Here is a 24,376-nt window from a genome sequence, read left to right on the forward strand (position 1 = left end):
CCCTTACTTGACCGCGCCGGCGGCGATGCCGGCAATGAAATGGCGTTGCAGCAGCACGAACACGATCAGCATCGGCACCGTCAGCATTACCGCGCCCGCCATGATGCCGCCCCACGACACTTTGGTGAGGCCGATCAGCGTGCCGAGCGCCACCGGTGCGGTCATCGCGCCGGGCTGGCTGTTGATCAAAAGCGGCCAGAGATAATTGTTCCAGGACGCCAGGAACAGGATGATGCAAAGGGCGGCCAGCATCGGCCGCGCCAGCGGCAGCGCGATGAAGACGAAGATGCGCCACTCCTTCACGCCTTCGACGCGGGCGGCATCGAACAGGTCATCGGGCATCATGGAAAAGCTCTGGCGCATGAACAGCACGCCCAGCGAATTGAACAGCGGCGGCACGATCAACGCCACCCAGGTATTGGCGAGCTTGAAATCGCGCGCCACCATGATGAATTGCGGGATCAGCACCACCGCATAGGGAAGCGTGATGGTGCCCAGGATGATGGCGACGACCAAGCCCTTGCCGACGAACCGGTAACGCGCCAGCGCCCAGCCGGCCATCGACGTCAGCAGCACCGACAGAAAAGTGTAGGTGACCGCCACCGAGACGGAGATGAAAATCGCGCCGACAAAGTCGGTGTCGCGCTGCAGGTTGTTGAAATTGTCCCCGAAATTGCCATGCGGCAGCAACTCGATGCCGGGGCTGAAGATGCCGTTGTCCGGCATGGTCGAGAACACGACCATCATCCACAGCGGAAACAGCCAGATCAGCGCCAGTGGCGTGAGAAAGAGATGCAGCAAAAGGCTGCGCTTCAGCCTGGCCGAGGCGAGCGAGCTCATTTCGGTTCCCTCGTCAGCCACAGTTGCACCAGCGTGATGGCGATCGCCAGCCCCGCCATGGTGTAGGCGACGGCCGAGGCGTAGCCGAAATTGAGCGACCGGAAGCCCTGGCGATAGAGCAGCAGGCCGAGCGTCTCGGTGCCGCCGCCAGGTCCGCCGCGTTCGGTGATCAGGAACGGCTCGGTGAACAGCTGCATGGTGCCGATGATCGACAGCACGGTGCAGAACACGATGACCGGCTTCAACAGCGGCAAGGTGATGAAGAAGAACTGCTTGAGCTTGCTGACCCGGTCGAGCGTCGCCGCCTCGTAGACGTCCTCGGGGATGGACTGCATGCCGGCCAGAAGGATGATGGCGTTGTAGCCGGCCCAGCGCCAGGTGACCGCGATCATGATCAGCGCCATGGCCGGCGTGACATTGGAGAACCAGTCGATCTTGGGCAGCCCAACGCTGTTCAGGAGCTTGTTGATGATGCCGAAATCGAGGTTGAACATCAGCCGGAACACCGCGGAATAGGCGACCTCGCCGACCACCACGGGAGCGAAGAAGGCGAAGCGGTAAAGTCCTCTCGCCTTCAGGAGCGGCGAATTCAAAAGCACGGCCATCACCATCGCCAGCGCGATCATCACCGGCACCTGGATGACGAGGATGAGCAGCGTGTTCTTCAAGGCATTGAAGAAGGCCGGATCGCCGATCAGCCGGCCCCAGTTGAAGCCGGGCGCAAAGCGCCAGGGCACGGTGCGCGTCGCCTGGAACGAGATCAGGAACGAAGAGATGATCGGCCATACCCAGAAGACGGAGAAGATCAGCAAATAGGGCGCGAGGAAACGATAGGCCGTGGCGTTGCGGTTGCGCATCGTGCTCCTCCTTCTCTCGTCGGCGTTTCAAGCTGTGGTCCCGCGCGCAGCGGCAACCGGTTGGTCGGGACATGCGACATTTCACACGTCCCGCGAGGAAGCCCCGCGGGCCGCGGTCGGGTCCGGGCGGCGCATGCCTGCCCGGACCCCGTCTGGGAGGTTATGACTTGACCGGCAGCCCGGTCGCCGCCGCGATCTGGCCGGCGGCATCGTCGAGTGCCGCCTTGGCATCGGGATAGCCGCCGGCGAGATATTTGGTCTGCACCGCGCGCATGATGATTTCGGCATCGCTCTGGAACTGCGTGCCGCGGCTGGGGACGATCTTGGGCAGGGTGGCGAGGATGTCCTTCCACACCGCCTGGCCGCCCCAATAGGGCAGGCCTTCAGACACGTAGGGGTCGTTCAGCGCCGACACCAGCGAGGGAACGAGGCCGAACTCCTTCAGCATGGTGATCTGGCCCTCATTGGTTTCGAGCGTGTATTTCAGGTACTCGTAAGCCGCTTCCTTGTTCTTCGACCCGGAAGTGATGGCCAGCGACGACCCGCCGAGATTGGCGGCGCGTGGCCCGTCGGCGGTAAGGCTCGGCATCAGGTAGACGCCCCATTTGCCGTTTTCGCCGGCCGATTCGGTGCGGATTGTGCCTTCATACCAACCGCCATAGATCTGGGTGGCGACGGTGCCGGCGGTGTTGTTGGTGATCTTTGTGCCCCAGTCGGCCGACGAGATGACGCCGGCGTCCTTCATCTCCTTGATCTTGGCCAGCGTATCGATGCATTTCGGCTGGTTCACCGTGATCGACTGGCCATCCTCGGAGAAATAGCCGCAGCCCTGTTCATTGGAGATCATGCGGAAGAATTCGGTGTCGCCGTTGAAGTCGGCGTTGGTCATGGTGACGCCGGGATTGGCGGCCTGGATCTTCTTGCCGGCGGCAATGAAATCGTCCCAGGTCTTGATCGACGCCGGATCGACGCCGGCCTTTTCGTAGAAGTCGCGGCGGTAGAAGGCGGCGACCGGGCCGGAATCCCACGGCATTGCATAGGCTTTGTCGCCGACTTCGAGCTCGGTGCGCTTGAAATCGGGGAATTTCGCCTGGTCCTCGGCGCTGTAGCCCAGCGTGTGCAGGTCGACAAAGCAATCGGGAAACTGGCTCCAGTAATTCTCGGCCTCGCCGTTCTCGATGGTGACGACGTCAGGCAGGCCGACGCCGCCGGCGGCACATCCGGCGATCGACTTGTCATAGGTCGGCTGGTTGCCGAGATCCTGGACGGTGACCTTGATGTCAGGATGCAGCTTGTTGAAGCCGGCAATCGTCGCCTTCAGCGACGAGGCGGCGATGTTCCAGCTCCAGATGGTGATTTCGCCCGATTGCGCGAAGGCCGGGGCTGAACCCAAGGCAAGCGCGAGCGCGGCGCAGGACAGTGTGATGCGCATTGAAATCCTCCCATTTCATTTGCTCTCTCTGCGAGCCGGGCTAGACTATGCGGCGCGGAAGGCTTGTCCCCGACAAAGGGAATACGAAATTGGCGGAAAGTAAGATGCCGGACCGGCCGTTTTACCAGCCTGGCGCCAGCAGCGTGGAAGGAATGCCGCTGCTGTTGCAGATGTTCCACACCGCTCCCCTGGTGATGCTCAAGCCGCATTGGCATGCGCAGGTCGAGGTGAACTTCATCGTGCGCGGCAGCGTGCATTACCGCATGAACGACCACGAAATCTCGCTTTCGGCCGGTGAGATGTGTCTGTTCTGGGGCGGACTGCCGCACCAGATGGACGATTTGAGCGACGACGCCATCTATGCCGGCGCGCATCTGCCGCTGGTGCATTTCTTCCGGCTGCATCTGCCGGCTGACATACGTCACCGGCTGATGACGGGTGCCACGCTGGTGACCAGCGCCACCGATCAGTCCGACAACGATAATTTCCACCGCTGGAACCGCTACGCCCGCTCCGGCGACCCGGCCAAGGCGGAGCACGCCGTCAACGAACTGTTGCTGCGGCTGGAGCGGGTGCGGTTCGAGCCGTATAGGCTGGTGCCGGAAAATGCGGCCGGACAGGAAGCGGGCAGTCCGTTCGACCAGCAGTCGTCGCGCAATGTCGGGCGCATGTGCGATTTCATCGCCGAGAATTTCCTCTACGACATCGATTGCATGAACATAGCGGCGGCCGCCGACCTCCATCCCAAATACGCCATGAGCATCTTCAAGAAATCGACCGGCATGACACTCAACGAATATGTCAACCTGTTGCGGCTGAGCTATGCGCAGGCGCTGCTCATGCACCAGGATGCCAATGTGCTCAGGGTCGCGATGGATTCGGGCTTCGGTTCGCTCAGCGCCTTCAACAAGTCGTTCCGGAAGCTCGCCGGCATGACACCTACGGATTTTCGCAAGGGATTGGCGGGCGCCAGATAGCGGCGGCGTGGCGCGGAAACCAGCGCATCGGGCGGCACTTCTTTTCCTGCCGGAAATCCACATCTGGGCGCTGGACAGGCCGGATTCCCATGCTATAACCCACGCGCTTTCAAGGGACGCCCACGGCGCTTCCATGAAATCCGGAGCGCGAGTTTTCGTTAGCCGGAACAGGCCCAGATAGCTCAGTTGGTAGAGCAGCGGACTGAAAATCCGCGTGTCGGTGGTTCGAATCCGCCTCTGGGCACCATTTCCCCCTAAGCCGCTGATTTTCCTGAAGCGTTATTTTCCAAGGGTTTGACCCACCTCGACTGTCATACACGCTGTGATACAGTCGAGGAATGGACGACATGCGCAAGATACCAAACACAATCATCCGAAATGGCATCTACTATGTTCATGTCCGCGTGCCGAAAGACCTCATAGAGAGTTAGCCGCCCTGCTTGGGGCAAGAGTTGTCGAAGGTGACGATGGCCCAGCGGTTCTGGCGCAAGGCCAACTTCCGCATCCATCCGGTCCTCTCCCCGAACTTGGCGCGGCACCAGGCGCCGTCGGTCGCCGTCATGCACAGTTCGGTCGTGACGCAGGTTTGCGACGGAACCACGCCGACCACCTCAGCGTCGTCGCGCGCCTCGGCGCGGACGTTCAGGTTAACCAGGACCTGGACGCTGGCGCCTTCCGGCGCGGGAGGCGCGGCCTGTGCCGCATCCGCGCACTTGCTGGTGAAGCCCGAATAGAAGCAGCCCCCGGCCCGCTTGGCAGTCTTGAGCATGGCCGCCGTTCCGGCAACACCGACCTTCTCGAAGATCAGGGGAGCGCCCGATACGCTGGTGCCGCTGATCCGCCGCTGGTTGCCGCCAAGACGGGCGATCACCGCTCCGGCCGCATCGAACAGGGCCATCTGACCCTCGCTCACGCCCCAGGAACTGACCAGAGCGGCATCGCCGCGGCAACCCAGCCCCTTAATGGCGAAGCGGCCGTTCGCATCGGCTGTCGACCCCAGCGCCATGTGGCAAGTTGAGGGAAGGTTGGAATAGCGCGCATCAACGAGCTGCCAGGTGCCGCTGAATGCCTGAACGAACTGGTCCACGGACTGCGCCCGTACCACCGTGGCCGGGAACGACATGCCCGCCACGACCAGAACGACGGTCAAAAATCTCGCAACCTTCATGATGCCCTCTCCGCTGCGCGAAAGTCGAAAATTAGGGAGCTAGCGACTTCCTCAGGGCTCGCCCGCCGAAACCTCGGCCTGGCCGACGACCCTGCCGTCCTGCCGGAGAACAACCCTGATGGAGATGTGGTCGCCCTTGGCGAGAGACAGCGCAGTCCTGGCTATGTCCTGGGATTGGCCGGCGGAGAGCCTCAGTGTGCGGTTCTGGCGCGTGGTCATCGTGCCCGAGCCGCCCGTCCGGTCGATCTCAACCGAGCCCTCGATCTCCACAACGCCAAGGCCGACGGCCGATGCAGTGATCTGGACCCCGGCGCCCGTGGGCACGATGGCGATGGAGGGGACCGCGACGGCGCCTCCGTGCTGCGCCACCGCGCCGCCTGCACCGCAGGCGGCGGCAAGACCCACGACGAGTGCAGCCGCGCCGCGCATCGCTAGAAACCGGTCTGGGTGATCGAAACTGTTCCCGGCGCCGTCGAGAACACCTGCATGCCTGTCACGCCTACCGGGCTAAGATTGTTGCCGTTCTGCGTGATGGTCACGGCGGTGTTGGCCGCCACGGACGTGGAGAAGGTGTTGCCGTTGCCGTTCTGAACTATCTCGCCGCTGCCACCAGAACCCACGGTGAGTGAGTTGGCATTGCCGCTGCCGTTCTGCACGATCAGACCGGTTGCGCCACCGCCTACGGTCAGCGATGCATCGTTGCCATCGCCGAGCTGCAGGACGGCGCCAAGGGAATCGGCTCCAAATGCGCTCAACTGAGCCGAATTGCCCAACGTCCCGCCAGCCGAATTGTCCTGGAGAAGAAACAACTGACCACCATCGCCTTCGATGGTCAGCGTTGCGGTGTTGCCCTGGCCTGTCTGAAGCGCGGACGGCGCAGTCGCCTGGTCCATCCGGTACAGGTCGCCGACAGCAAGCGTGCCGCCGAGCGCGTTATCGATCATCTGCTGCGTCGGGCCGGCGACAAGCGAACCGGTGGCGCGCGACTGGTCTGACGACAGGACGTTTCCCTCGAGCGCGCCAGGAGGGCTGGTCTGGATGATCTTCAGGACGTTATTGTCGCCAGCAAAGGCCGGAGAGGAACATAAGACGAGAGCGCTCGCCAGAACAGCCGTAGATTTGCGCATGATGCGAACAAGCTCCCTGTGTTGCGTCACCAGGATGTCTGCGAGACGCTGACCGTATTGCCGTTTCCGGACTGTGAAAATCCCACGACGTTATTTCTTCCGGATTGGGTGACGGCTGCCTGATTTGCCATGCCCGAGATCGAGGCTGTAAGCCGGTCGCCGCTGCCCTCCTGCGCGAAAGCGAAGAGATTGTAGCTGCCGGTTACGCTGGCGATGATGTGGTCGTCGAATCCGCTCTGTGTGATCGAACCGGGCGTGAGGCCAGCCGAGAGGATCGCTCCGATGAAGGACGGGCCAAGCGGGCCGCCGTTGAAATCGCTCTCGATGTTGACGTCGATCACGTTCGCCGCGCCGAGACCGTGGTGGGCCTGAAGAACGGACACCGCATTGAGGCTGCCGCTCACGTCGAGCATGAGCGAATTGGACAACCCGTGCTGGGCCAGGATAACCAGTTCGTTGCCGGCCTGGGCAGGCGCCGACGCCAAGACGACGCCCGCAACAAAGACAGAATGCAGATTCATTGTTACAGTCCCCTCGTAATGTGGGGAGATCATCGCAAGTGCTGCCTAATATTCGGGCCTCGGGATCGATCAAAGTTGAAGCAACGTCGCTTTCTCCGGTCCGACCGAAGACAAGGTCATTGCTGGAGCACGACGGCGCTCTGCCAGAACCAGCCTGAGGCGCCACGCCACCGAACTGGTTGCTGTCGCCGTGCACCGACGCCAGGAGGGTAAGCGCCGCGCCGCCCTTTGCGTTGGAGAACGGATTGAGAGGGTCCATGAGCATCGTCAACGCACCGGCGCTATCGAGGCCACATAGTCACGTTGCCGGGCCGCCTTCGGAGTCGCGGCAGGGTTTGGCGCCGTCGCCGCGCCGGCGACCGCAGGCGAAGCCTCGGGAACGGCCACGCCCGGCTCAAGCGAGCCGACGGTTTCGTCCGGCGCTGCGGGAGGCGGAGCCACGGGGACGGGCGCGCCCGGCGGCGGAGCCGCCAGGGCCGGAGTCGTGCGTCGCGGCGCAGCCGCCGCGCGCGGCCATGCGGCTGTCGTCTCGACGACGTCCGCGGCGTTGCGTGTCTTGGGCGGCGGCACGATTTCAGCGGCCGCGGTCAGCTTGGTGCCATACTTCTCGTTGCGGTAGTCGGCTATCAGCTCGCGTCCTGCATCCCGGTCCTCGAACGACCAGACACCGAGTTCGGCGCCCTCGATGATCATACCCATCACCGCCTTCTCGATGGCCTGCTGCACGGCGATCTGCTTGGGCTCGTTCTGGGTGACGCCCGCCTCAGCCTCGAGGATCTTGTCCAGGGCGACATAGCGGAATGCACCGCCCTGCAGCGCGTAGGAGGCGATCATCTTGTGAACCGCCACGCTGGACAGCACCTCTCCCGTGTTCGTCGAAACGGCCCGCAAAGTGACGGTCACAGTGTCCTGCTGCCACTTCACATCGCCGCCGATGCCCAGGTAGCGCGCGCCGATGCCGCCCGTCATGGTGTTGGTGTCGTAACCGGTGATTCCGCCCTGGAGGATGATGCCCGCGTGATCGAGCGGCGGCAGGATCCGCGCGTCGATACGCTGCTCGTTGCGGTAGAGCCGCCGCATCTCGGTGACGATCTGCCGTTCCTTGAGCAGGTCGTCAAGGCGGGCACGGTCGAGCACGGTGAACCAGCGCTTCTCGCCAGCATCCTGCAAGGCCTTGATCAGCATGGGCGCACCGCCCTGGGTGACAGCCCGCGACAGGGTCTGGACGTTCTCGCGTTCCTTGTACTGGCCGGTGAGATCGGGGAAATCGTAGACGGCGACGGTAATTCGCTTCGAGGGGGCCGGGATGGTGCGCAGGCTGTGGCTCTGCTTCGTCACAGGCGTATAAACAGGCTGCAGAACGCCTTCGGTCGGCACCGCCTGGCATCCGCCAAGCACTGACACGAGTGCGCCTACGACGGCGACCCTTGCGATCTTTGTCCCAAAGCGCCGGCTTTTCGGCATGTCGCCCTCCCGTGAGGCCGCTGCCCGCACTCGCACTGATCCATCCCGCATCGAAATCAATTGAGCCCCGGGCTGAGCGACGTGCTCGACGTCAGGTCGCCGCTCAGGGCGCCGGTGTTCAATCCGCCGGACAGAGCGTTGCCCGACTCCAGGCCACCAGCGCCCTGCATGAGGGAATTCACGGTGTTGTTTGTCGCGACCAGCAGGGGCACCACGATCTCGGTGACGCCGGTCGGGTCAGTGATGATCAGCCGGATCGAATCGACGGTCCGCTCGAAGGTGACGGTCGTCTCACCGAAACGGACCGTACCCGAGTCCTGGGGATTGTCACCGAAGATCGCCTCGGTAACCTGACTCGCGAGCCCCGAAAGCAGGCGGCTCTGGAGCTGGCGGATGAAGAGGTCCGCGTCGGTGGAGCCCGGATCGCTCGGATCCGTCGAATCCGTGCCCGGGCCTGGCGTACGGGCCGTGGCCGTACGCTGGGCGTTGGCGAGGCCGAGCAGGTGAGACGAATTCAGCGGGCTGCCGCCGAAGGAGGGGTTGACCGGAGTGTAAACCATATCCTGAGCGACCGAACCGCCCGCGGCAGCCAGAACAACGCCAGCGGTCAGAAGCGCCGCACAAGCAGTCTTCATCATCTCATCTCCCCCAACACCTTGCGAATGAAAACCGCCATAACGGCGTTTCTTGCAAACACTTCCAGGCACCGTTTCCGCCACCCTGCCGCTTTCCCCCACGTACATGACAGGATCGCTATTGCGCCTGCGCCCGGCCTCACTGCGCTTTTACGGGACGTGCTGGCGGGGCGGCCTGGCAACCCTACTGCGAGACGCCGATGCTGTTTGAGCTGCCGATCTGGCTGAACGATGCATAGTTGCTGTTCCCCGCCTGGACGATCGCGACCTCGTTGCCGGTTCCCATGACCGACCCGTCGATCGTGTTGCCGCCGCCGATCTGGGCGAAGGCGAACTCGTTCAGATTGCCGACGACGTCATAGGTCAGGCTGTTGCCCGACAGCGCCGAGGACGAGTCCTGAAGCGCCCTGCCCGCCACGAGTTGACCGCCAGACGTGCTGACCAGCAATCCCGCGGCGCCGGTCAGGCTGCCACTGCCGTTCGAGTCCCCCTGGAAGGTCATGCTGACCGTATTGAAGCTGCCGTTCTGGTCGATCGCTACATCGTTCTGGTCGCCGAAGATGTCGACAGAGCCGGTATTCACGTCTCCTGTCTGACTCAGCGTGACCTCGTTGGCATTGCCGTTCGCCAGCGCCACCGCGTCGTTGAAGGTGCCGTCCTGATCGACGTCGAACTGGTTGCCGTCCCCGTAGATCTCGATGAGCGCGCTGTTGATGGCGCCGTCCTGGGCGAGCGTTGCGCCGTTGAGGTTTCCGGTGACGACCATCCCGCCCGTATTGCTGCCCTCCTGGTCGACCGCCACGTCGTTCTGGTCGCCCTGGATGTCGACTGTCGCTTCGTTGGAGCCGGCCGCGCCGAGTTGATCGACGACAAGGTTGTTGCTGTTTCCATCGACGCGGATCCCGGCTTCATTACCGAAGGAGGAGATGGCTTCCTGGTCGAGCGAAACGACGTTGAGGTTTCCGGTGACGAACACCTCGCCCGTATTGCTGCCGTCCTGGTCCACCGCCACGGCGTTCTCGTCGCCGAGAATGTCGACGGTCCCGTAGTTGCTGCCGATCACGCCCAGCTGGTCGAGCGAAATCGTGTTGGCGTTCCCGTCGACGTCGATCTCGCCGACATTGCCGAACGAAGCGAGGCTGTCCTGGTTCAGGACCACCGCATTGTCGTCGCTGCTGCCGGCGGTCCGGGATCCGATCAGGACCTCGCCGAGATTGGCGATTCCGATCTGGCTCAGTGTAAGTTCGTTGGAGTTGCCGTTCGCAAACGCCAGCGCCTCGTTTGCCTCGCCAATCTGGGCAATGCCGAACTGGTTGCTGTCTCCGCGGATCTCGAGTTCGGCGCTGTTGACGTCGCCTTCCTGCGATACCGCGACCTGATTGGCATTTCCGTCCACAGTGCCGACGATCCGGTTACCCAGCCCGTCCTGGACGAAGCCGAACAGGTTGCCGTCGCCGGTCGCGACATAGCTCAGGTCGTTGCCTTCCCCGGTCTGGCGAATGCGCGACTGGGAGATCCCCACGCCCAGCGCCACCCCGGTGAAGACGCCGGACGTCACCCCGTTGCCGGCACCCGAGAAGGTCAGCCTCGCGGTGTTGTCCAGGGTGCCGGTGTTGGTCTGGCTCAGCTCGCGAATCTGGTTGCCATTGCCGCCGCCCTGGGTCACCGACGCGACGTTCGTGCCGCCGCTCGAGGCGCTGTTGATCTGCGTCGCCGTGTAGACGAGCTGGGAATTGCCAGTCTGGTTGACGGTCAGCTGGTTGCCGAAGCCGGTCTGGTGCGCGCCACTGCCGTCATTGCGCGGGCCGCTGCTGGTGTTGCCCACGCGCGAAGACTGGCCGGTCTGGGTGATGGTGACGTCGTTGGAACCGTCCGCGGCGCCGCCGGTGAAGGTCTGCCGCAAGTTGGAGACGCGTGCCGACCAGCCGCCGTTCTGGGTGATCGTTGCGTTGTTGGAAGAGGTCGTCGCAGACGTGCCGCCATTCTGCTGCACCTCGAAGACGGCCTGGTTGGCACCCGTCTGATCGATTCGCAGATAGTTGGAGTTTCCGATCTGGTCGATGCCAAGACCCGCCTGGTCGCCCGGCGCTCCTGCCCGGTTGATCTGGTTGCGCGGCGGGCTGTTCACGTTCGAGTCATGCGTCTGGTTGATGATCAGTTCGTTGTCGGTGCCGTCCTGCCGGATTCGCTGCGTCGTATGTCCGGCTCTGTTGCCGACGGCTGAACCGTTCGACTGGCCCTGGACGATGGAGGCCGAGTTACCGTCGCCGATCTGGTCGATATAGGCCTCGTTCTCGCTGCCTGCGAGTGCCGCCCCCATGAGAAGTCCGACCGCCGTGGTGGTCGCAAGTGTCAGCTTGAATGTCATCGTGTAACCCCTGTCACGCGGTTGAATGTTGCTCGAAGACGTCGGCCGGGCGGCTTCCCGCCCGGCCGATAGTGCTTACTGCGAGACTGAGAGGCTGTTCGAGCCGCCACCGTTCTGGGTGAACGACGTCACGTTGTTCGACCCGTTCTGCAACACGGCAACCTGGTTTCCATCGGATGCGCCGGCGTTGCCGACGAGGCCGGTGATGGAGTTGCCGCCACCGATCTGAGCAAAGGCGAACTGGTTCAGATTGCCGATGGCCTCATAGGTCAGGCTGTTCCCCGTCAGGGCCGAGGACGAGTCCTGAAGAGCCCTGCCCGCCATGAGGAGGCCGCCAGAGCTGCCGGCCAGAGCTCCCGCAACGCCAGTCAAGCCGTTGGCGCCGTTCGTGTCACCCTGGAAGGTGATGAGGGCCGTGTTGAAGCTGCCAACCTGGCTGATCAGCGCTTCGTTGCCATTGCCGGTCGCCAGGCCCAGCGCATCGTTCAACGTGCCGGACTGGACCACGACCAGCTCGTTGCTGTCTCCGAGGATCTCGATCTGCCCATTGTTGAAGTCGCCGGTCTGGTCGAGCGATGCGGTGTTGAGGTTTCCGACCACCGACACCAAGCCCTCGTTCCTGCCGACCTGGTCGACCGTCACCTGGTTCGTGTCGCCGAAGACATCGACGAGCACGTTGTTGCCGTAATCGAGACTGGTCACGCCGAGCTGGTCGACGGAAATCGTGTTGGTGTTTCCATCGACGAGAATCTCGGCTTGATTGCCGAGCGAGGCGCCGCTGTCCTGGTTCAGAACCACGACATTGTCGTCGCTGCCGCCGTTGCGGTCGCCGATCAGGATCTGGCCGATATTGGTGCCTCCTGTCTGGCTCATCGTAACGTCGTTGGCGTTGCCGGTCGCCCGCGCCGTCGCCTCGTTGTAATCGCCGGACTGGTCACCGTCGAACTCGTTGTAGTGCCCGATGATCTCGAGCCGTGCGCTGTTGACGGCTCCGTCCTGGTCCAGCGTTGCGTCGTTGGCGTTTCCGACGACGTACACGTCGCCCTGATTGCTGCCGTTCTGGTCGACAGCCACGTCGTTGTCGTCGCCTTGGACGTCGACGCCCGCATCATTGTAGCCGGTCGCGCCGAGCTGATCGACCGACACAGTGTTGCCGTTTCCGTCGACCAGGATCTCGGCTTCATTGCCGAACGAGGAGCCGGTGTCCTGGTTCAGGACCACCAGGTTCTCGTCGCTGGCGCCGTCCCGGTCTCCGATCGCGATCCGACCGATATTCGCGTCGCCCGTCTGGCCCACCGCGAACTCGTTGGCGTTGCCGGTCGCCCGAGCCACCGCGTCGTTCCCCGAGCCGGACTGGTCGATGCCGAACTGGTTGCCGTCACCGAGGATGTCGAGCAGCAGGCTGTTGCCGTTGCCTTCCTGCTTGATCAAGCCTTGCGTCACCGAGGACGAGGTGCTGACAAAGGTGCCGAAGCCGGTCGTGCCGTTCGAGTTGCCGACCTGCGACGCTTCCGCGGTGTTGCCATCGCCGACCTGCGACCCGTCGATCGCGTTGCCGTCGCCGTCCTGGCTCATGGCCGTCGCATTGCCCTGGCCGTTCTGGAGCGAGGCGCCGATGCGGTTGCCTGCCCCGGTCTGGCTCAGGTTGGCGTCGTTGCCGCCGCCGGTCTGCGTCACCCCGCCGCTGACGGAGTCAGCGTTGCCGGTGCCGATGATGTTGCCGCCGGCGCCTTCGCTGGTCTGGGTGATCGCCACAGTGTTGGCAGCACCCGAGACATGCGTCTGTGCGATGCCGGTGACGGTGGAGAGCCCATCCACAGGCTCGCCCGAAGCGGTCTGCTGGGTGACGGTCGCGCTGTTGAGCCTCCCCGAGCCGCTTGCGCTGCTCTGGTTGATCTGGTTGACGCGGTTGCCGTCGGAAAGCTGGTCGATGACCAGCACATTGCCGTCGCCTGTCTGGTCGAGGCCGGTGCCGCGGGTACCCACCTGGTTGCGGTTGCCGGCCTGCCCGACATCGAGGTTGTTACCCGAGCCGTTCTGGCTGGCCGCGTCCGTCGCGGTGCCGACTTCGTTCTCGTCGCCGGGACCCTGGACCACCATGCCAGTGTTGCCGCTGCCCGTCTGCGAGACGTTAGCGAAGTTGTCGTCGGCCCAGGCCGGCGCAGACACCAGCGCCATCGCCGTCGCGGCCAGAAGTGTCGAAGCGAAACGTTTGGATGAGAGTAGTGCCGTCTTCTTCATTTTGATTATCCCCAACTAGAGTGAGAGATGTCGATGCCGGTCGCGCCCGGATGCCGGAAGCCGGATTGGAGCGCGGGGGCATCGTCAATTTGTTGAACCTTGGCGTCTGCGACGTGTCGTAAGCCGCGCACACTGCTTGCGGCTTCAAACTGACTCGGACGCACGATGCTTCTGCAAATGGACGCCGGAGCAGGCGAACCTGGCTCCGGCGCCATAAGACCTCTATGGCTTGGCAACTGCCGCCATAGCGGCGCGCGCCTGCTCGACCAGATCGACGCCGATCTTTTCGCTGTACTCTTTCACGACAGGCGCAACGCGTTCGGTCATGGCTGCGAGCGCTTCAGGCGTGGGTTGGGAAATCTCGAAGCCCTTCGCCGCGAGCTCCGCCTCCAATTTCCCTGCCTCCTTGCGAGAAAGATCCCGTTGGAAGGCTGCCGATTCCTTCGCAGCTTCCATGACGGCTGCCTTGTCCTCCTCGGAGAGGCTTCCAAACCATTTCTGGCTCGCGAGAAGAACAAACGGCGTATAGACATGGCCCGTCTTGGTCAGATACTTCTGCACCTCATAGAACCTTGCGGTGTAGATAAGAGCGTACGGCGTCTCCTGGGCATCGACGGCGCCATTTTCGAGCGCGCTGTACAGCTCAGGCCAAGGAAGCGGCGTCGGATTGGTTCCCAAAGCCGTCCAGGTCGCAATGAACAACGGGTTGGGTATGACGCGGATGTTGATCCCTGCCATATCGTCCACCGTTTTGACGGGACGAACCTTGTTGGTCATGTGGCGGAAGCCGTTGTCCCACCACGCCAGACCGACGATGCCGGTCTTTTCCTTCAGCTGTGCAAACAGCTGCTCGCCGACCGCGCCGTCCATGACGGCATCGACCGCGGCGAAGTCCTTGTAGAAAAACGGAAGATCGTAGATCATGAATTGCGGAACGACGCCGACCAGGTTGGGCGTGGGGCCAACCATGATATCGATGAAGCCGGCCTGAACCGACGCCTGCATCTCGGGCTCGCTGCCGAGCACGCCATTTCCGAACGTGTCGATCTTGATGCGCCCGCCCGTCTTCTCTTCCACCAGCTTCGCAAAATAGCGCGAAGCCTGTCCGACCGGATGGTCTTCCGTAGGCACGTAGCCCAGGCGCGGGTTCTGAGCCATGGCCGGAGCGGCGGCCAAGAGCCCTCCCAGCAGCGCCGCAGTCAGAAACAATACTTTCTTCATAGTTCAACCTCCCAAGAATTGGTTCAAAGGAACCAGAATGCAGGAACTGCAACCACTAAGGAACAGGACCGGCGGTACGAGAATGGCCTATTCGGCCAAGACTAACGATATGGCGTCCCTGGCTGCTGAAGCGGACGGTACGCCGCTTCTGCTACGGCGCCGACGAGCCTCCGACGGGCGGTGTGATCAATTTCTGCGGCCACGATGAACGCGCCCCCCCGAATACACCCCGGCCGATGCTCCCCCGCGCCAAAGTCAGGTCAGACCAACGGCCCGCCCTCACGATGAGGACGGGCCACCGGCAACATCAATCAAGCCATCCCTTGCCCGAGATCGGGGGCATCGGTGGGTTGGGCTGGCTGGCAGTCGGCGGCCAGTTATGCGTACCGGTCGGGAAGGGATTGATGGCAATCCGCGTGTCACTCCCCGGACAATAGTTCGCCGCCGAGTGCCACCGGCCGGCCGGGACATAGACAATGTCGCCGGCCTCCGAGACGAAGCCCGGCAGGCCTTCGAGGTTGTATTGGATCTGACCTTCCATGATGAACCAGAATTCACCATAGTTGATGTGCCTGTGTCCGAGCGCCGTGGGGGACTGCATATTGCAGTTGAACGCCTGGCCGCGGATGGCGTTAACGAACAAGCCAGGGGCGGTTACGAATGCGCCGCCCGAGGGCGAAGCAAGGAAATCCCTGAAAGTAGAATTGCCTGTCCCAAGGGCTTCTGCACCCGGATCCTGTCGCGTCAACGCCCAGGTCATCCCCGGCTGCGGCTTAGGCAAGGTTGCCGCCGCCTGCGGGTAAGTGATCTTGGCGTCCGCGGTGAAGACCTCGAAGTGCAAGGACGGCACCGCGCCGACGTTCTTCATCTGGAACTGCGTGCGCGCGGGGACCTGGACCATAAAGCCTTTGGTGGCCGTAAACGGCGCCTCGCTCCCGATCGTGAACTCGACCGAACCTTCCCAGACAATGAAGGCCGCGCGGGTATCCGATATGAACATGGCCGGCGACTGATCACCGACCGCCAACTGAACCCATGAAGCCCGCAGGTGCGCGTCGCTGACGATCTCCTGGTGCCAAGTCTTGGACTGATTGGCGGGAGAAATCTTGGCGCGCACGTCGGCTATCGTCGTGTGCGGCTTGTTCGGGGCCTTGTATGGTGCCAGCGCCACCGGCTTTGGCGTCCAGGTGAACACCGTCTGTGCGAGCGCCGCGGTGGACGATACCGCCCCGATCGCCAGCGCGGCCACCACGGCCAATCCGCCTTTCCATAGGTTCATGAGAGTCACTCCTCCGTTTTCTGCTTGACCGATGGTGACACCGCGAATCTGACCGAAACCCCAAGCATCGACCGATCAGAAAAATCCACAATGTGGACGCGATGTCCAACAATGCATATTGGGCAGACTATTAATGGGTTGTCAACGCCTCACCGCGGCGCTTCAGGGCCTGTCGATCGGATGCTTGCCTGTTGGGTTAACGTGCATGGATCATAACGTCCGCTGACAGTGCAGGAGGCCTCGGCGGCTGATCGGAGGCTGTCTAGGGTACGGGTGTGATCGCCGCTCCACTCTGGAACCAGGCGATCACGTTCTGGGCCACGAGGTCCGCCATTGCGGTGCGCGTACTGACCGACGCGGACCCGATATGCGGCAGGATCGTCAGGTTATCGAGCGCCAGCAGGTCTTCGGAGACATTGGGTTCATCCGCGAGCACGTCGAGGCCGGCCGCCGCAATGGCTCCCGTGCGCAGGGCGCCGATCAGTGCATCCTCGTCCACGACGGTTCCGCGGCCTACATTGATGAACACGCCCTCGGGCCCGAGGGCGGACAGCACCTCGGCATTCACGCTGTTTGCGGTCGACGGGTCGCCCGGCACGATGGAGATGAGCACATCGACGGCACTGGCAAGTTCCAGCAGTGAAGGAAAGTAGTCGTACGCAACCCCCTCCGCCGGGCGCCGGCTGTGATAGGCAACAGGAAGCCCAAACGCTTCAACTCGTCGGGCGATGCAGCGACCGATCCGCCCCATTCCGTAGATGCCGACCCTGCGGTTCCGCAGTGTCAGACGGCTAAGCGGGTAGTCCGATGCTTTCCAGTGGCCCCCGCGAACGAAGGCTGCCGCCTTGGGTATCTCGCGCACGACGCTGATAAGGAGCCCCAACGTGAGATCGGCGACCTCCTCGTTCAGGACATCAGGGGTGTTCGTGACGACGATATTCTTGCTGCGTGCGTAGGCAGCATCCACCGCGTCGTAGCCGACGCCGTAGCTGGCGATGATCTCAAGGTTGGGAAGGGCGTCTATGAACTGCCGATCGATTCTGGCGCGACAGGCCACGCCACGAATTGACGCCCGCACCTCCGGGGACAAACGGGCGTGAATGTCACAGTCAGGGGTTTCGACCAGGCTGAAATGCGTTCCGAGCATGCAGCGGGCATGCTCGTGCATCCAGCCTGGTATCAACACGGTGGCGGCGGGTTTCGACAAAGGCTTTCCTTCCGGTTCGGGGTGTCACTGCCGGCACGAATGGCCGCAGGTGAATCAGGGTTTTCGCACGGGAGGCCTTTGGATTGCGCAATGCGCCGATAGTGAGCCGCGGACTTGATTTTGGCTTCGAGTTCGCGGCGGCTGGCCAGTTTCTCCAGCGCAATCGGCATGTCAGCGGTTCCTGTACCACGTCCTCCAAGGTCGCCATCGATGTGACCATAATGTGGTCAATCTGCCCAAACTTTGATAGGAGCCCGCGACCTCTTTGTCAAGGCGGCGGGAACGCCGTGTCGTAAGCAGATGAGTTGGGTATCGAACATATTCCAGCCTATTCCCCTGAAGCGCGAGGCCGCTCGGAGCGGATGTTCTCCACCTTGCAGGATCGGCTGCCGAGGGAGCTGGCGCTGGCCGGAATTGCCGACATCGAGGCCGCCAACCGGTTCATCGCACAGACCTACCTACCAGCTCACAATGCCCGCTTCGCCAGGCCGGCCGCGGTCGAGGACAGCGCCTTTGTCGCCGCAGACCCGCAACAACTGGCCCAGATCCTGTGCATCGAGGAGGAGCGCGTCGTTGCCCGCGACAACACGGTCGCCTTCGCGCGGCTGCGATTGCAGCTGCCGCAGAGCCCGATCCGGCATCACTTCGTCAAAGCCACCGTCAAGGTCAGGCACTACCCGGATGGAACCCTCGCGATCTTTCACGGGCCGCGCCGCATCGCTCGCTACAGCTCTGACGGCGCCGCAATCGAAGACACTTGCCCCATCAGGCAAGCCGCGTGAACCGCTTCGACGCCAAAACAGAAGCGGACAGATCATGTGCTACCAAACCGGACAACTTGATTAGCTACCGACAGGCGGCGGGAACGCCGCAACCAAAAGGGGGAGCTTGACAAGTGTGCCGTTCCACCCAATGCTTGGGCATATTGTCCATATTATGGACGAAGCGATTCCAAAAAGGTCGCGCGTTCGCATTCACCGGCTGCACGAATGTGCCGAATGCCAGGCGGTGGCTGCAGCGATGCATGTGCGGAATGTCAAGGAGAGTGGCAGCGTGAACAACATAAACTACCTTACAAATATCAATTTCGGGCTTGGAGCGGCCGAGTCACTGGCGGAAATTTTGGGCGAACTCGGCGTGTCCCGCCCTTTGGTGATCAGCGATCACGGCATCAAATCCGCTGGTTTGCTTGAGCGTCCGGTATTCGAGTTCCTGAGAACAGCGCCGATCTTCCTGGACGTTCCCTCCAACCCGACTGAGAGCGCAGTTGCTGCCGGTCTCGCGCTATACAGGCAAGGCGGCTGCGATGGGGTAGTGGCGATTGGCGGAGGCTCTCCGATCGACCTGGCAAAGGGCGTGGCGCTGCTTGCCACGCACGATGGTGAACTTGAGCGTTATGCAGCGATCCTGGGCGGGCTGGCACGCATCACCGGCGCGGTAGCGCCGCTTGTGGCCATCCCGACAACGGCGGGTACGGGGTCCGAAGTTGGACGCGCGGCACTGATCACACTGGATGACGGCCGGAAGCTCGGATTTATCAGCCCGCACCTCATCCCGCGCAGGGCGATCTGTGACCCGGGGTTGACGATGGGGCTCCCCACGGCTCTGACGGCCTCGACAGGGCTCGACGCACTGTCGCATTGTATCGAGACGTACCTTTCCCCCCGCTATAATCCGCCTGCCGAGGCAATTGCCACCGACGGCTTCCAACGGATCTGGAAGGCTTTGCCTGTCGCTTACGCAGACGGCGCGAACGCGGAGGCGCGGACCGAACTCATGATGGGTGCCCTCGAAGGGGGCATGACGTTTCAGAAGGGGCTTGGCGCCGTCCATGCGCTTAGCCATGCATTGGGCGGTCTCAAGGAGGCTAAGCTCCATCATGGGACGCTCAACGCCATCCTGATGCCGACCGTCCTTCGGTGGAACGTGGAAGTTCAAGCCGTGGCTCAGAAGGTCGACTACCTCGAGCGCCTGGCGGGACTTGAACATACAACGCTCGCAGATGCACTGGACGGGTTGAACCGTAGTCTTGGCATTACGCCCAGATTGTCCGAACTGGGGGTTCCCCGGCACGTCATCGATTGGGTGTGTGAGCGAGCCATTGCAGACCACAGCCATCCCACAAATCCACGTTCGCTGACCAAGGAAGACTACGCCGCGATCCTTGAGACCGTTTTCTAGGCTGCGAATGCCCTCAAAGGAGGAGCGAGGAGGTAATTCCGTGAGACCGATTGTGATCGTAACGGGCGCAAGCCACGGCATCGGTGCCGCAACGGCGCGGCTGTTCGCCGTTGAAGGCTACGATGTTTGCATAAACTATCTTTCGGACGCTGCCGCTGCATCCGAAGTCGTTGAGCACTGCAAGGCCGCAGGCGCCCGCGCCATCGCGGTACAGGGAGACGTGGGCAAGAGGGAGGACATCGAGGCCCTGTTCAGTGCCTGCGACGATGCACTGGGGCGAGTGACCTGCCTGGTCAATAATGCCGGGATCATTGGGAAAGCCTGCAGAATCGATGAGTTGCAGCCCGCGGTGCTGGAAAACACCTTCAGGACCAACGTCTTCGCCGTCATGTACTGTATACAGGAAGCCGCGAAACGCATGTCCAACCGCAAGGGCGGCAGAGGCGGGACGATTATCAACATGTCTTCGCTCGCCGCCTTCCTCGGCAGCCCGAACGAATATGTGCATTATGCCGCAAGCAAGGGTGCAGTGGAATCCATCTCCATCGGCGCGGGGAAAGAACTGGCGCCGGAGGGCATCCGTGTGAATGCCATACGTGTCGGGACCACCAACACGCGGATACACACACAAGGCGGAAACCCCGAGCGACCAGCCAGGATTGCGGCGGCAACCCCCATGGGGCGCATCGCGGAGCCTGAAGACATCGCGCGCGCGGCCCTGATGCTTGCGTCTCCTGGCGCGGGGTTCATGACAGGCACCCTGATCACGGTGTCCGGGGGGCTCTGATGCTCCGCGGTCGGGATATTCCGCTGGGAGTGCCAGGCTGGCCTGGCACTCCTGCTGAGACCAGTCGCGCCCCATCCACGGGCATTCATTCCAGCTCAATTGCCGCGCGACGCCAGTCAAGCACTCTGTAAGGTGCCTCGTCCGCGTTCGATACAAGTATCAATGCCTCGAAAGATTCGCTGTAGCCGGACCGCAGGGTCGTCCTGAGATCGACGCGCCAGCTCGGTGCCGGCTTCAGTGTGTTGAAGGTCACCCCCGCCAGCGACTGATCGAGTTGCTCGCGCGACAGACGGCCGGCGTGGAAATCCTTGATCGCCTTTCGCACCGACGGCGGCAGGCCAGGAATGTCGCCCAGCAGTCCATCATCGAGCGCTTCCAGGCGAACGCCGGCCAAGCCGGAGGAGACGGTGACATAGGGTTCGATGGCGATGGCCATGTCGGGCGTTATTCCCGGGAAGGCGGCCAATTCGGAGACCGTCTGAAACAGCTTTGTGTCGTTTCCAGCCTGCTGCGGAGCGGAACCGGCCGGCTGTCCGTTCGGCGGAGTCGGCCGGGCGCGGTGGTCGATGATCTTTGTCGCCAGATCCTCCGCGGTTCCGGGAGCGGCGCCGGCGGCTCGCAACGCGCCAACGATCAGCGGCCGCTCGGCGGTGTTGAGATCGATCCGCAATGCTTCATTTCTCGCAGAGATGGAAGCGACCCCGGCCGGCAGGGTGATCGTGGACGAAATCTGATCGCTCAGCTTGCCCACACTGTCGGGCGGGCCAGCGCGGATCTCGGCCGCGGCCTGCGACAGCCCGGCTTCCGCCAGAATGCGCGCCGACGCCTTGTCTTCCGTGACGCGCACACTGGCCACGACCCCGGTCATCTGCACGCGAAGTATGACGGCAAGGAATCCCAGAAAAATCATGATCCACAGGACGCTGACGAGGATTGCACCTCGCCGGGTCGTTGCCGAGTTCATGCCCACTGCCGCAAGACCCATTTCGGCCCCATGCTTCGCCACGAAAGGTGACGCCACGATCGCGTCGAAATCAAGACTTCGCTCCCCGGCTCAAGCAATGTGATCACCATGCGGCGGGCAGCCACGCCCAGATGATGACCAGTGCCGGCGCGAGGAACGTTCCGAACGGAACGCGCGCCGCGGCACGGAGCGGGCGGCGCAAGCGAACCGCGCGGATGATGCTGAAGATGAAAGCCGCGACCGAAGCAAGCAGGATCTGGGCGCCGACGCCGGCCAGCCCGGCCAAGACGGTGGATACACCGATCAGCTTGATGTCGCCGAAGCCTATCCCGTCGCGGCCGCGCAGCCTCCCATACGTGACGTCGAACAGACACAGCAGGAGCATCAGGACGCCCCCCGGCCCGATGCGCCAGGCCAGCGCGGCGAAATCGCTCGCCTCGAACCACCAGTCGGCGAGCGCGACGACCAAGATGCCGGCCGTGTAGCGGTCAGGAATGAGCAAAGACGCAAGATCATGGACCGCGATTGCCGCGGCCAGAAGGCATAGCGCAAGCGTCGACGCGACGACGAATGCGGGGCTTCCGATGACAGCGGGCACGGTAGCGGCGGCGAGCGCGACTGCGACGGCGGCGGTAGACCGACGCCGCGCCCTCAGAATCTTCATTCGATCATCGTCTTGGCCGGCCGCCGCAGCGGCACGTTTCTGGATGGCTCGTTCATCAGCCGCAATTGCGACCGCATCTCCTCCGCCACATGTTGCGCATCCATGCCGTCCTTCATGACCTGAGGCCGGATCAGGATGATCAGCTCCGTCCGCGTCGCGGAGTTCTGGTTGCTCCGGAAGGCGTCGCCGATGACGGGCAGATCGCCAAGCACCGGCACACCGTCGCGGCCGCGCTGCTGGCGTTCGCTGATCAGTCCGCCGAGCATCACGGTCTGGCCGCTGGTGACCGATACGGTCGAGCTGACCTTTCGTTGCGATATGGTCGGCGTCAGGGACTGGGCCTGGCTGCGCTGGACCGAGCTGATCTCCTGTTCGATGACGAGGCTGATCGTGCCGTTCCCGGTGATCCGGGGTAGAACCTTCAGGATCACGCCGGTATCGCGGAACTCGACGTTGTTGACGACCGGCGCTTCGGGATCGGTGACGGACTGCGCGGTGCGGGTGACGATCGGTATTTCATCACCGACCTGCAGCAAGGCGGGTTTGTTGTCGAGCACCACCACCGAGGGCGAGGAAAGCACCTTGACCTCGGTAACGCCGCGCAGCGCATCGATGACAACGCGCGGCTCGGTGTCGGGGCCAAGCAGCAGGTTGAAGCCCGGAAGCGTTCGCGACAGCACGGCCTTGCTGGCTTCCTGGAACAGGCCGACCGATCCGTGGTTGCCGCCCACGCCGATATCATTGGATTTCAGGAAGAACTGCACGCCATAGCGCAGCTCGTTGGTCAGGGTGACCTCGGCTATCGTCGCTTCGATAGCGACCTGCTCTTGCGGCCTGTCGAGTGCGGTGATCGCCTGTTCGATCAGCCGTTGCTGGTCGGGCCGCCCGTAGATGAGAATGGTGTTGTTTTCTGGGTTCGCGGCGATGCGCACGCCGCTTTGCGACCCACCACCGCCCGGAATAGGCTGGTCGGTTTCGCCAGCGGGGGCCGGCAGGCTATCCGCCATGCGCTGATCCGGCGTCGCAGTGGCCGCCTGCGAACCGTTTGCGCCCTGATTCTGGCCGTCGGCCTGCGAGCCGGGCGGAAACTGCGAGGCCGGGTCTTCCGAAGCCGACGATGCCGGGGCGCCGTTGAATATTTCGTTGACCATCGATGCAAGGCGCCGTGGCTCCAGGTGCTGGACCTTGTACACCCGCAAATTGGAGGCAGACGCGTCGATCCGGTCGAGCCGCTCGATCCAGCTCGCCGCGCGCTGCAACTGGTTGCGCGTCTTCGCCACCACCAGAATCGCATTGCTGCGCTCGATCGGCTCGACCCTGATCGTGTTGCGTCCGCGACCGCCCTCCCCGATGTCGAGCACGCGGGTCAGCTCGGGCATCATGGTGGCCGCGCTGGAATTGTTGACAGGGAAAATGCCGACTGACTGGTCGGCCAGCCAGTCCTGGTCGAAAGAGCGCGCTGCTTCGATCGCCGCAGTCCGCTCCGCCGCCGTCCCCTGGAAGATCAGCGCGTTGCGGCTGGGATCCTCGCGCACCATGCCGGGACGGGCGACGAAGTTTTCGAGCAGCGGCAGGATCGTGCTGGCGGAAACGTTTTTCAGGGGAAACACCGTGACGGCGTAGCCAGGCTGGATGGTGGTGCCCGGATCGAGTTGGGCGGCTCCGAACGCTTCGTTCGCAGGTATCAGCCGCAGACGGTCGCTTTCGCGCATCATGGCCACGCCGCTGCTGTGCAGCGCGGACTCGAACATGGTGAGGATTTCCGCGGCCGGCGTAGGCTTCGACGTCGTGATCGATACCTTGCCCGCGATTCTGGGGTCGAGCGAGTAGCTGATCCCCAGCACCTCGCCCAGCACCGTGCGGGCCGCGACCTTGATCTCGGCCTCCTCGAGGTTGACCTCGAACTTTTCGCCGCTCAGCCGCTCGAGCGACTTGCGCTCGCCGGCAGTCAGCTGCTGTTGGTATCCGTAGTATACTTCACCCTGCCGGTTGTTCTGCGTGCGGCCGAAGCCGAGCCTCGACAGAAAACCGCCGCCGGAAGGTTTGCGCGCACTCAAATCTGCGTTCGCGACCTTGTCCAGGGCATCCGGCCGCGCGGCAACGTCTCCAAGATAATCACCAGTGGAGGTACACGCGGCCACTACCGCCAAGAGGCAGGCCGCCGCGCCCCTGCGAACCCACACGGAACAGGCATTTGGGGCACTGCCTTGCCGACCTACGCTCACCTACACACCCAACCCAAGCCTACGCCCGGCGCCTCGGGAAAGTACCGTTCTATGACGCTTGAAAACCACAAGGCACGCTTTCTGCTTCCCGCTTGGACACCGTACACCTCGTCGACCTCGGTCAGCCCGAGGTAGGTGAAGAACTCGAACTTATGCCGCGATTCGACATGGACCTGCGCCAGCGGCTGCAACTCCTCCCGCGTCAGGGCCCCGCCGAC

The 24,376-nt window shown here is 63.1% G+C and carries 21 protein-coding genes and 1 tRNA gene; 5 read left to right on the top strand and 17 right to left on the bottom strand.

Features of this window, described 5'->3' with window-relative positions:
* Positions 1-3: 3 nt before the first annotated feature.
* From FJ973_RS27815 to FJ973_RS27825, 3 genes are all read right to left on the bottom strand, one after another.
* Entirely contained in the window at positions 4-840 is an 837-nt protein-coding gene (locus FJ973_RS27815) for a carbohydrate ABC transporter permease (protein ID WP_140558602.1), read from the bottom strand.
* Positions 837-1,697, bottom strand: coding sequence for a sugar ABC transporter permease (locus tag FJ973_RS27820; protein ID WP_140501017.1), 861 nt, complete (start codon positions 1,695-1,697; stop codon positions 837-839). The genes FJ973_RS27815 and FJ973_RS27820 overlap by 4 nt, the downstream gene beginning before the upstream one ends.
* 160 nt (positions 1,698-1,857) lie before the next feature.
* Entirely contained in the window at positions 1,858-3,129 is a 1,272-nt protein-coding gene (locus FJ973_RS27825; protein ID WP_140558604.1) for an extracellular solute-binding protein, read from the bottom strand.
* A gap of 104 nt (positions 3,130-3,233) precedes the next feature.
* On the opposite strand from FJ973_RS27825, the gene FJ973_RS27830 reads away from it, so the two are divergent.
* Positions 3,234-4,106 (top strand): helix-turn-helix domain-containing protein, encoded by an 873-nt coding sequence (locus FJ973_RS27830; RefSeq protein ID WP_140525550.1) that lies wholly within the window; start codon positions 3,234-3,236, stop codon positions 4,104-4,106.
* Between the two features lie 171 nt (positions 4,107-4,277).
* Positions 4,278-4,353, top strand: a tRNA-Phe gene (locus FJ973_RS27835).
* A 180-nt stretch (positions 4,354-4,533) separates the two neighbouring features.
* Here the strand turns inward: FJ973_RS27835 and FJ973_RS27840 are convergent.
* The 11 genes from FJ973_RS27840 to FJ973_RS27890 form a co-directional block, all read right to left on the bottom strand.
* Positions 4,534-5,274, bottom strand: a complete 741-nt coding sequence (locus tag FJ973_RS27840) for an AprI/Inh family metalloprotease inhibitor (protein ID WP_140558605.1) — start codon at positions 5,272-5,274, stop codon at positions 4,534-4,536.
* A gap of 51 nt (positions 5,275-5,325) precedes the next feature.
* Positions 5,326-5,703 carry a curli-like amyloid fiber formation chaperone CsgH gene (csgH, locus tag FJ973_RS27845; protein WP_140501008.1) on the bottom strand — a complete coding sequence of 126 codons (378 nt, stop codon included), beginning with the start codon at positions 5,701-5,703 and terminating at the stop codon, positions 5,326-5,328.
* Between the two features lie 2 nt (positions 5,704-5,705).
* A complete protein-coding gene (locus tag FJ973_RS27850; RefSeq protein WP_140525781.1) occupies positions 5,706-6,401 on the bottom strand; it encodes a hypothetical protein in 696 nt (231 codons plus the stop codon).
* A 26-nt stretch (positions 6,402-6,427) separates the two neighbouring features.
* Entirely contained in the window at positions 6,428-6,922 is a 495-nt protein-coding gene (locus FJ973_RS27855; protein ID WP_181170964.1) for a hypothetical protein, read from the bottom strand.
* A gap of 267 nt (positions 6,923-7,189) precedes the next feature.
* Positions 7,190-8,386, bottom strand: a complete 1,197-nt coding sequence (locus FJ973_RS27860) for a CsgG/HfaB family protein (protein ID WP_181170965.1) — start codon at positions 8,384-8,386, stop codon at positions 7,190-7,192.
* A gap of 56 nt (positions 8,387-8,442) precedes the next feature.
* Positions 8,443-9,024 (bottom strand): curli assembly protein CsgF, encoded by a 582-nt coding sequence (locus FJ973_RS27865; protein WP_210239494.1) that lies wholly within the window; start codon positions 9,022-9,024, stop codon positions 8,443-8,445.
* 181 nt (positions 9,025-9,205) lie between these two features.
* A complete protein-coding gene (locus FJ973_RS27870) occupies positions 9,206-11,389 on the bottom strand; it encodes a hypothetical protein (RefSeq protein WP_140558611.1) in 2,184 nt (727 codons plus the stop codon).
* Between the two features lie 75 nt (positions 11,390-11,464).
* On the bottom strand, positions 11,465-13,630 hold the full coding sequence (locus FJ973_RS27875; protein ID WP_140558613.1) for a hypothetical protein: 2,166 nt from the start codon (positions 13,628-13,630) through the stop codon (positions 11,465-11,467).
* Between the two features lie 222 nt (positions 13,631-13,852).
* On the bottom strand, positions 13,853-14,851 hold the full coding sequence (locus FJ973_RS27880; RefSeq protein WP_140525785.1) for a TRAP transporter substrate-binding protein: 999 nt from the start codon (positions 14,849-14,851) through the stop codon (positions 13,853-13,855).
* A 307-nt stretch (positions 14,852-15,158) separates the two neighbouring features.
* The gene (locus FJ973_RS27885) at positions 15,159-16,130 is read right to left on the bottom strand and encodes a cupin domain-containing protein (protein WP_140500993.1); all 972 of its coding nucleotides are present in this window, start codon (positions 16,128-16,130) and stop codon (positions 15,159-15,161) included.
* A 262-nt stretch (positions 16,131-16,392) separates the two neighbouring features.
* The gene (locus FJ973_RS27890) at positions 16,393-17,337 is read right to left on the bottom strand and encodes a 2-hydroxyacid dehydrogenase (RefSeq protein ID WP_246673025.1); all 945 of its coding nucleotides are present in this window, start codon (positions 17,335-17,337) and stop codon (positions 16,393-16,395) included.
* A 305-nt stretch (positions 17,338-17,642) separates the two neighbouring features.
* Between FJ973_RS27890 and FJ973_RS27895 the strand changes: the two genes are divergently transcribed.
* From FJ973_RS27895 to FJ973_RS27905, 3 genes are all read left to right on the top strand, one after another.
* Positions 17,643-18,119 carry a hypothetical protein gene (locus tag FJ973_RS27895; RefSeq protein ID WP_140558614.1) on the top strand — a complete coding sequence of 159 codons (477 nt, stop codon included), beginning with the start codon at positions 17,643-17,645 and terminating at the stop codon, positions 18,117-18,119.
* Positions 18,120-18,390: 271 nt separating this feature from the next.
* Entirely contained in the window at positions 18,391-19,518 is a 1,128-nt protein-coding gene (locus tag FJ973_RS27900) for an iron-containing alcohol dehydrogenase (protein WP_181170966.1), read from the top strand.
* Positions 19,519-19,558: 40 nt separating this feature from the next.
* Positions 19,559-20,305 carry an SDR family oxidoreductase gene (locus FJ973_RS27905; protein WP_140500991.1) on the top strand — a complete coding sequence of 249 codons (747 nt, stop codon included), beginning with the start codon at positions 19,559-19,561 and terminating at the stop codon, positions 20,303-20,305.
* Positions 20,306-20,390: 85 nt separating this feature from the next.
* Here FJ973_RS27905 and FJ973_RS27910 read toward each other — a convergent pair whose 3' ends face one another.
* From FJ973_RS27910 to gspD, 3 genes are all read right to left on the bottom strand, one after another.
* Positions 20,391-21,269 (bottom strand): type II secretion system protein GspK, encoded by an 879-nt coding sequence (locus FJ973_RS27910; protein ID WP_181170967.1) that lies wholly within the window; start codon positions 21,267-21,269, stop codon positions 20,391-20,393.
* Between the two features lie 103 nt (positions 21,270-21,372).
* A complete protein-coding gene (locus FJ973_RS27915) occupies positions 21,373-21,933 on the bottom strand; it encodes a prepilin peptidase (RefSeq protein ID WP_140558618.1) in 561 nt (186 codons plus the stop codon).
* Positions 21,930-23,990 (bottom strand): type II secretion system secretin GspD, encoded by a 2,061-nt coding sequence (gene gspD, locus FJ973_RS27920; RefSeq protein ID WP_181165439.1) that lies wholly within the window; start codon positions 23,988-23,990, stop codon positions 21,930-21,932. Before gspD ends, FJ973_RS27915 begins: the two co-directional genes overlap by 4 nt.
* Between the last annotated feature and the right edge of the window lie 386 nt (positions 23,991-24,376).

This window comes from Mesorhizobium sp. B2-1-3 (genome assembly GCF_006442495.1).
In the GTDB taxonomy this organism is placed as follows: domain Bacteria; phylum Pseudomonadota; class Alphaproteobacteria; order Rhizobiales; family Rhizobiaceae; genus Mesorhizobium.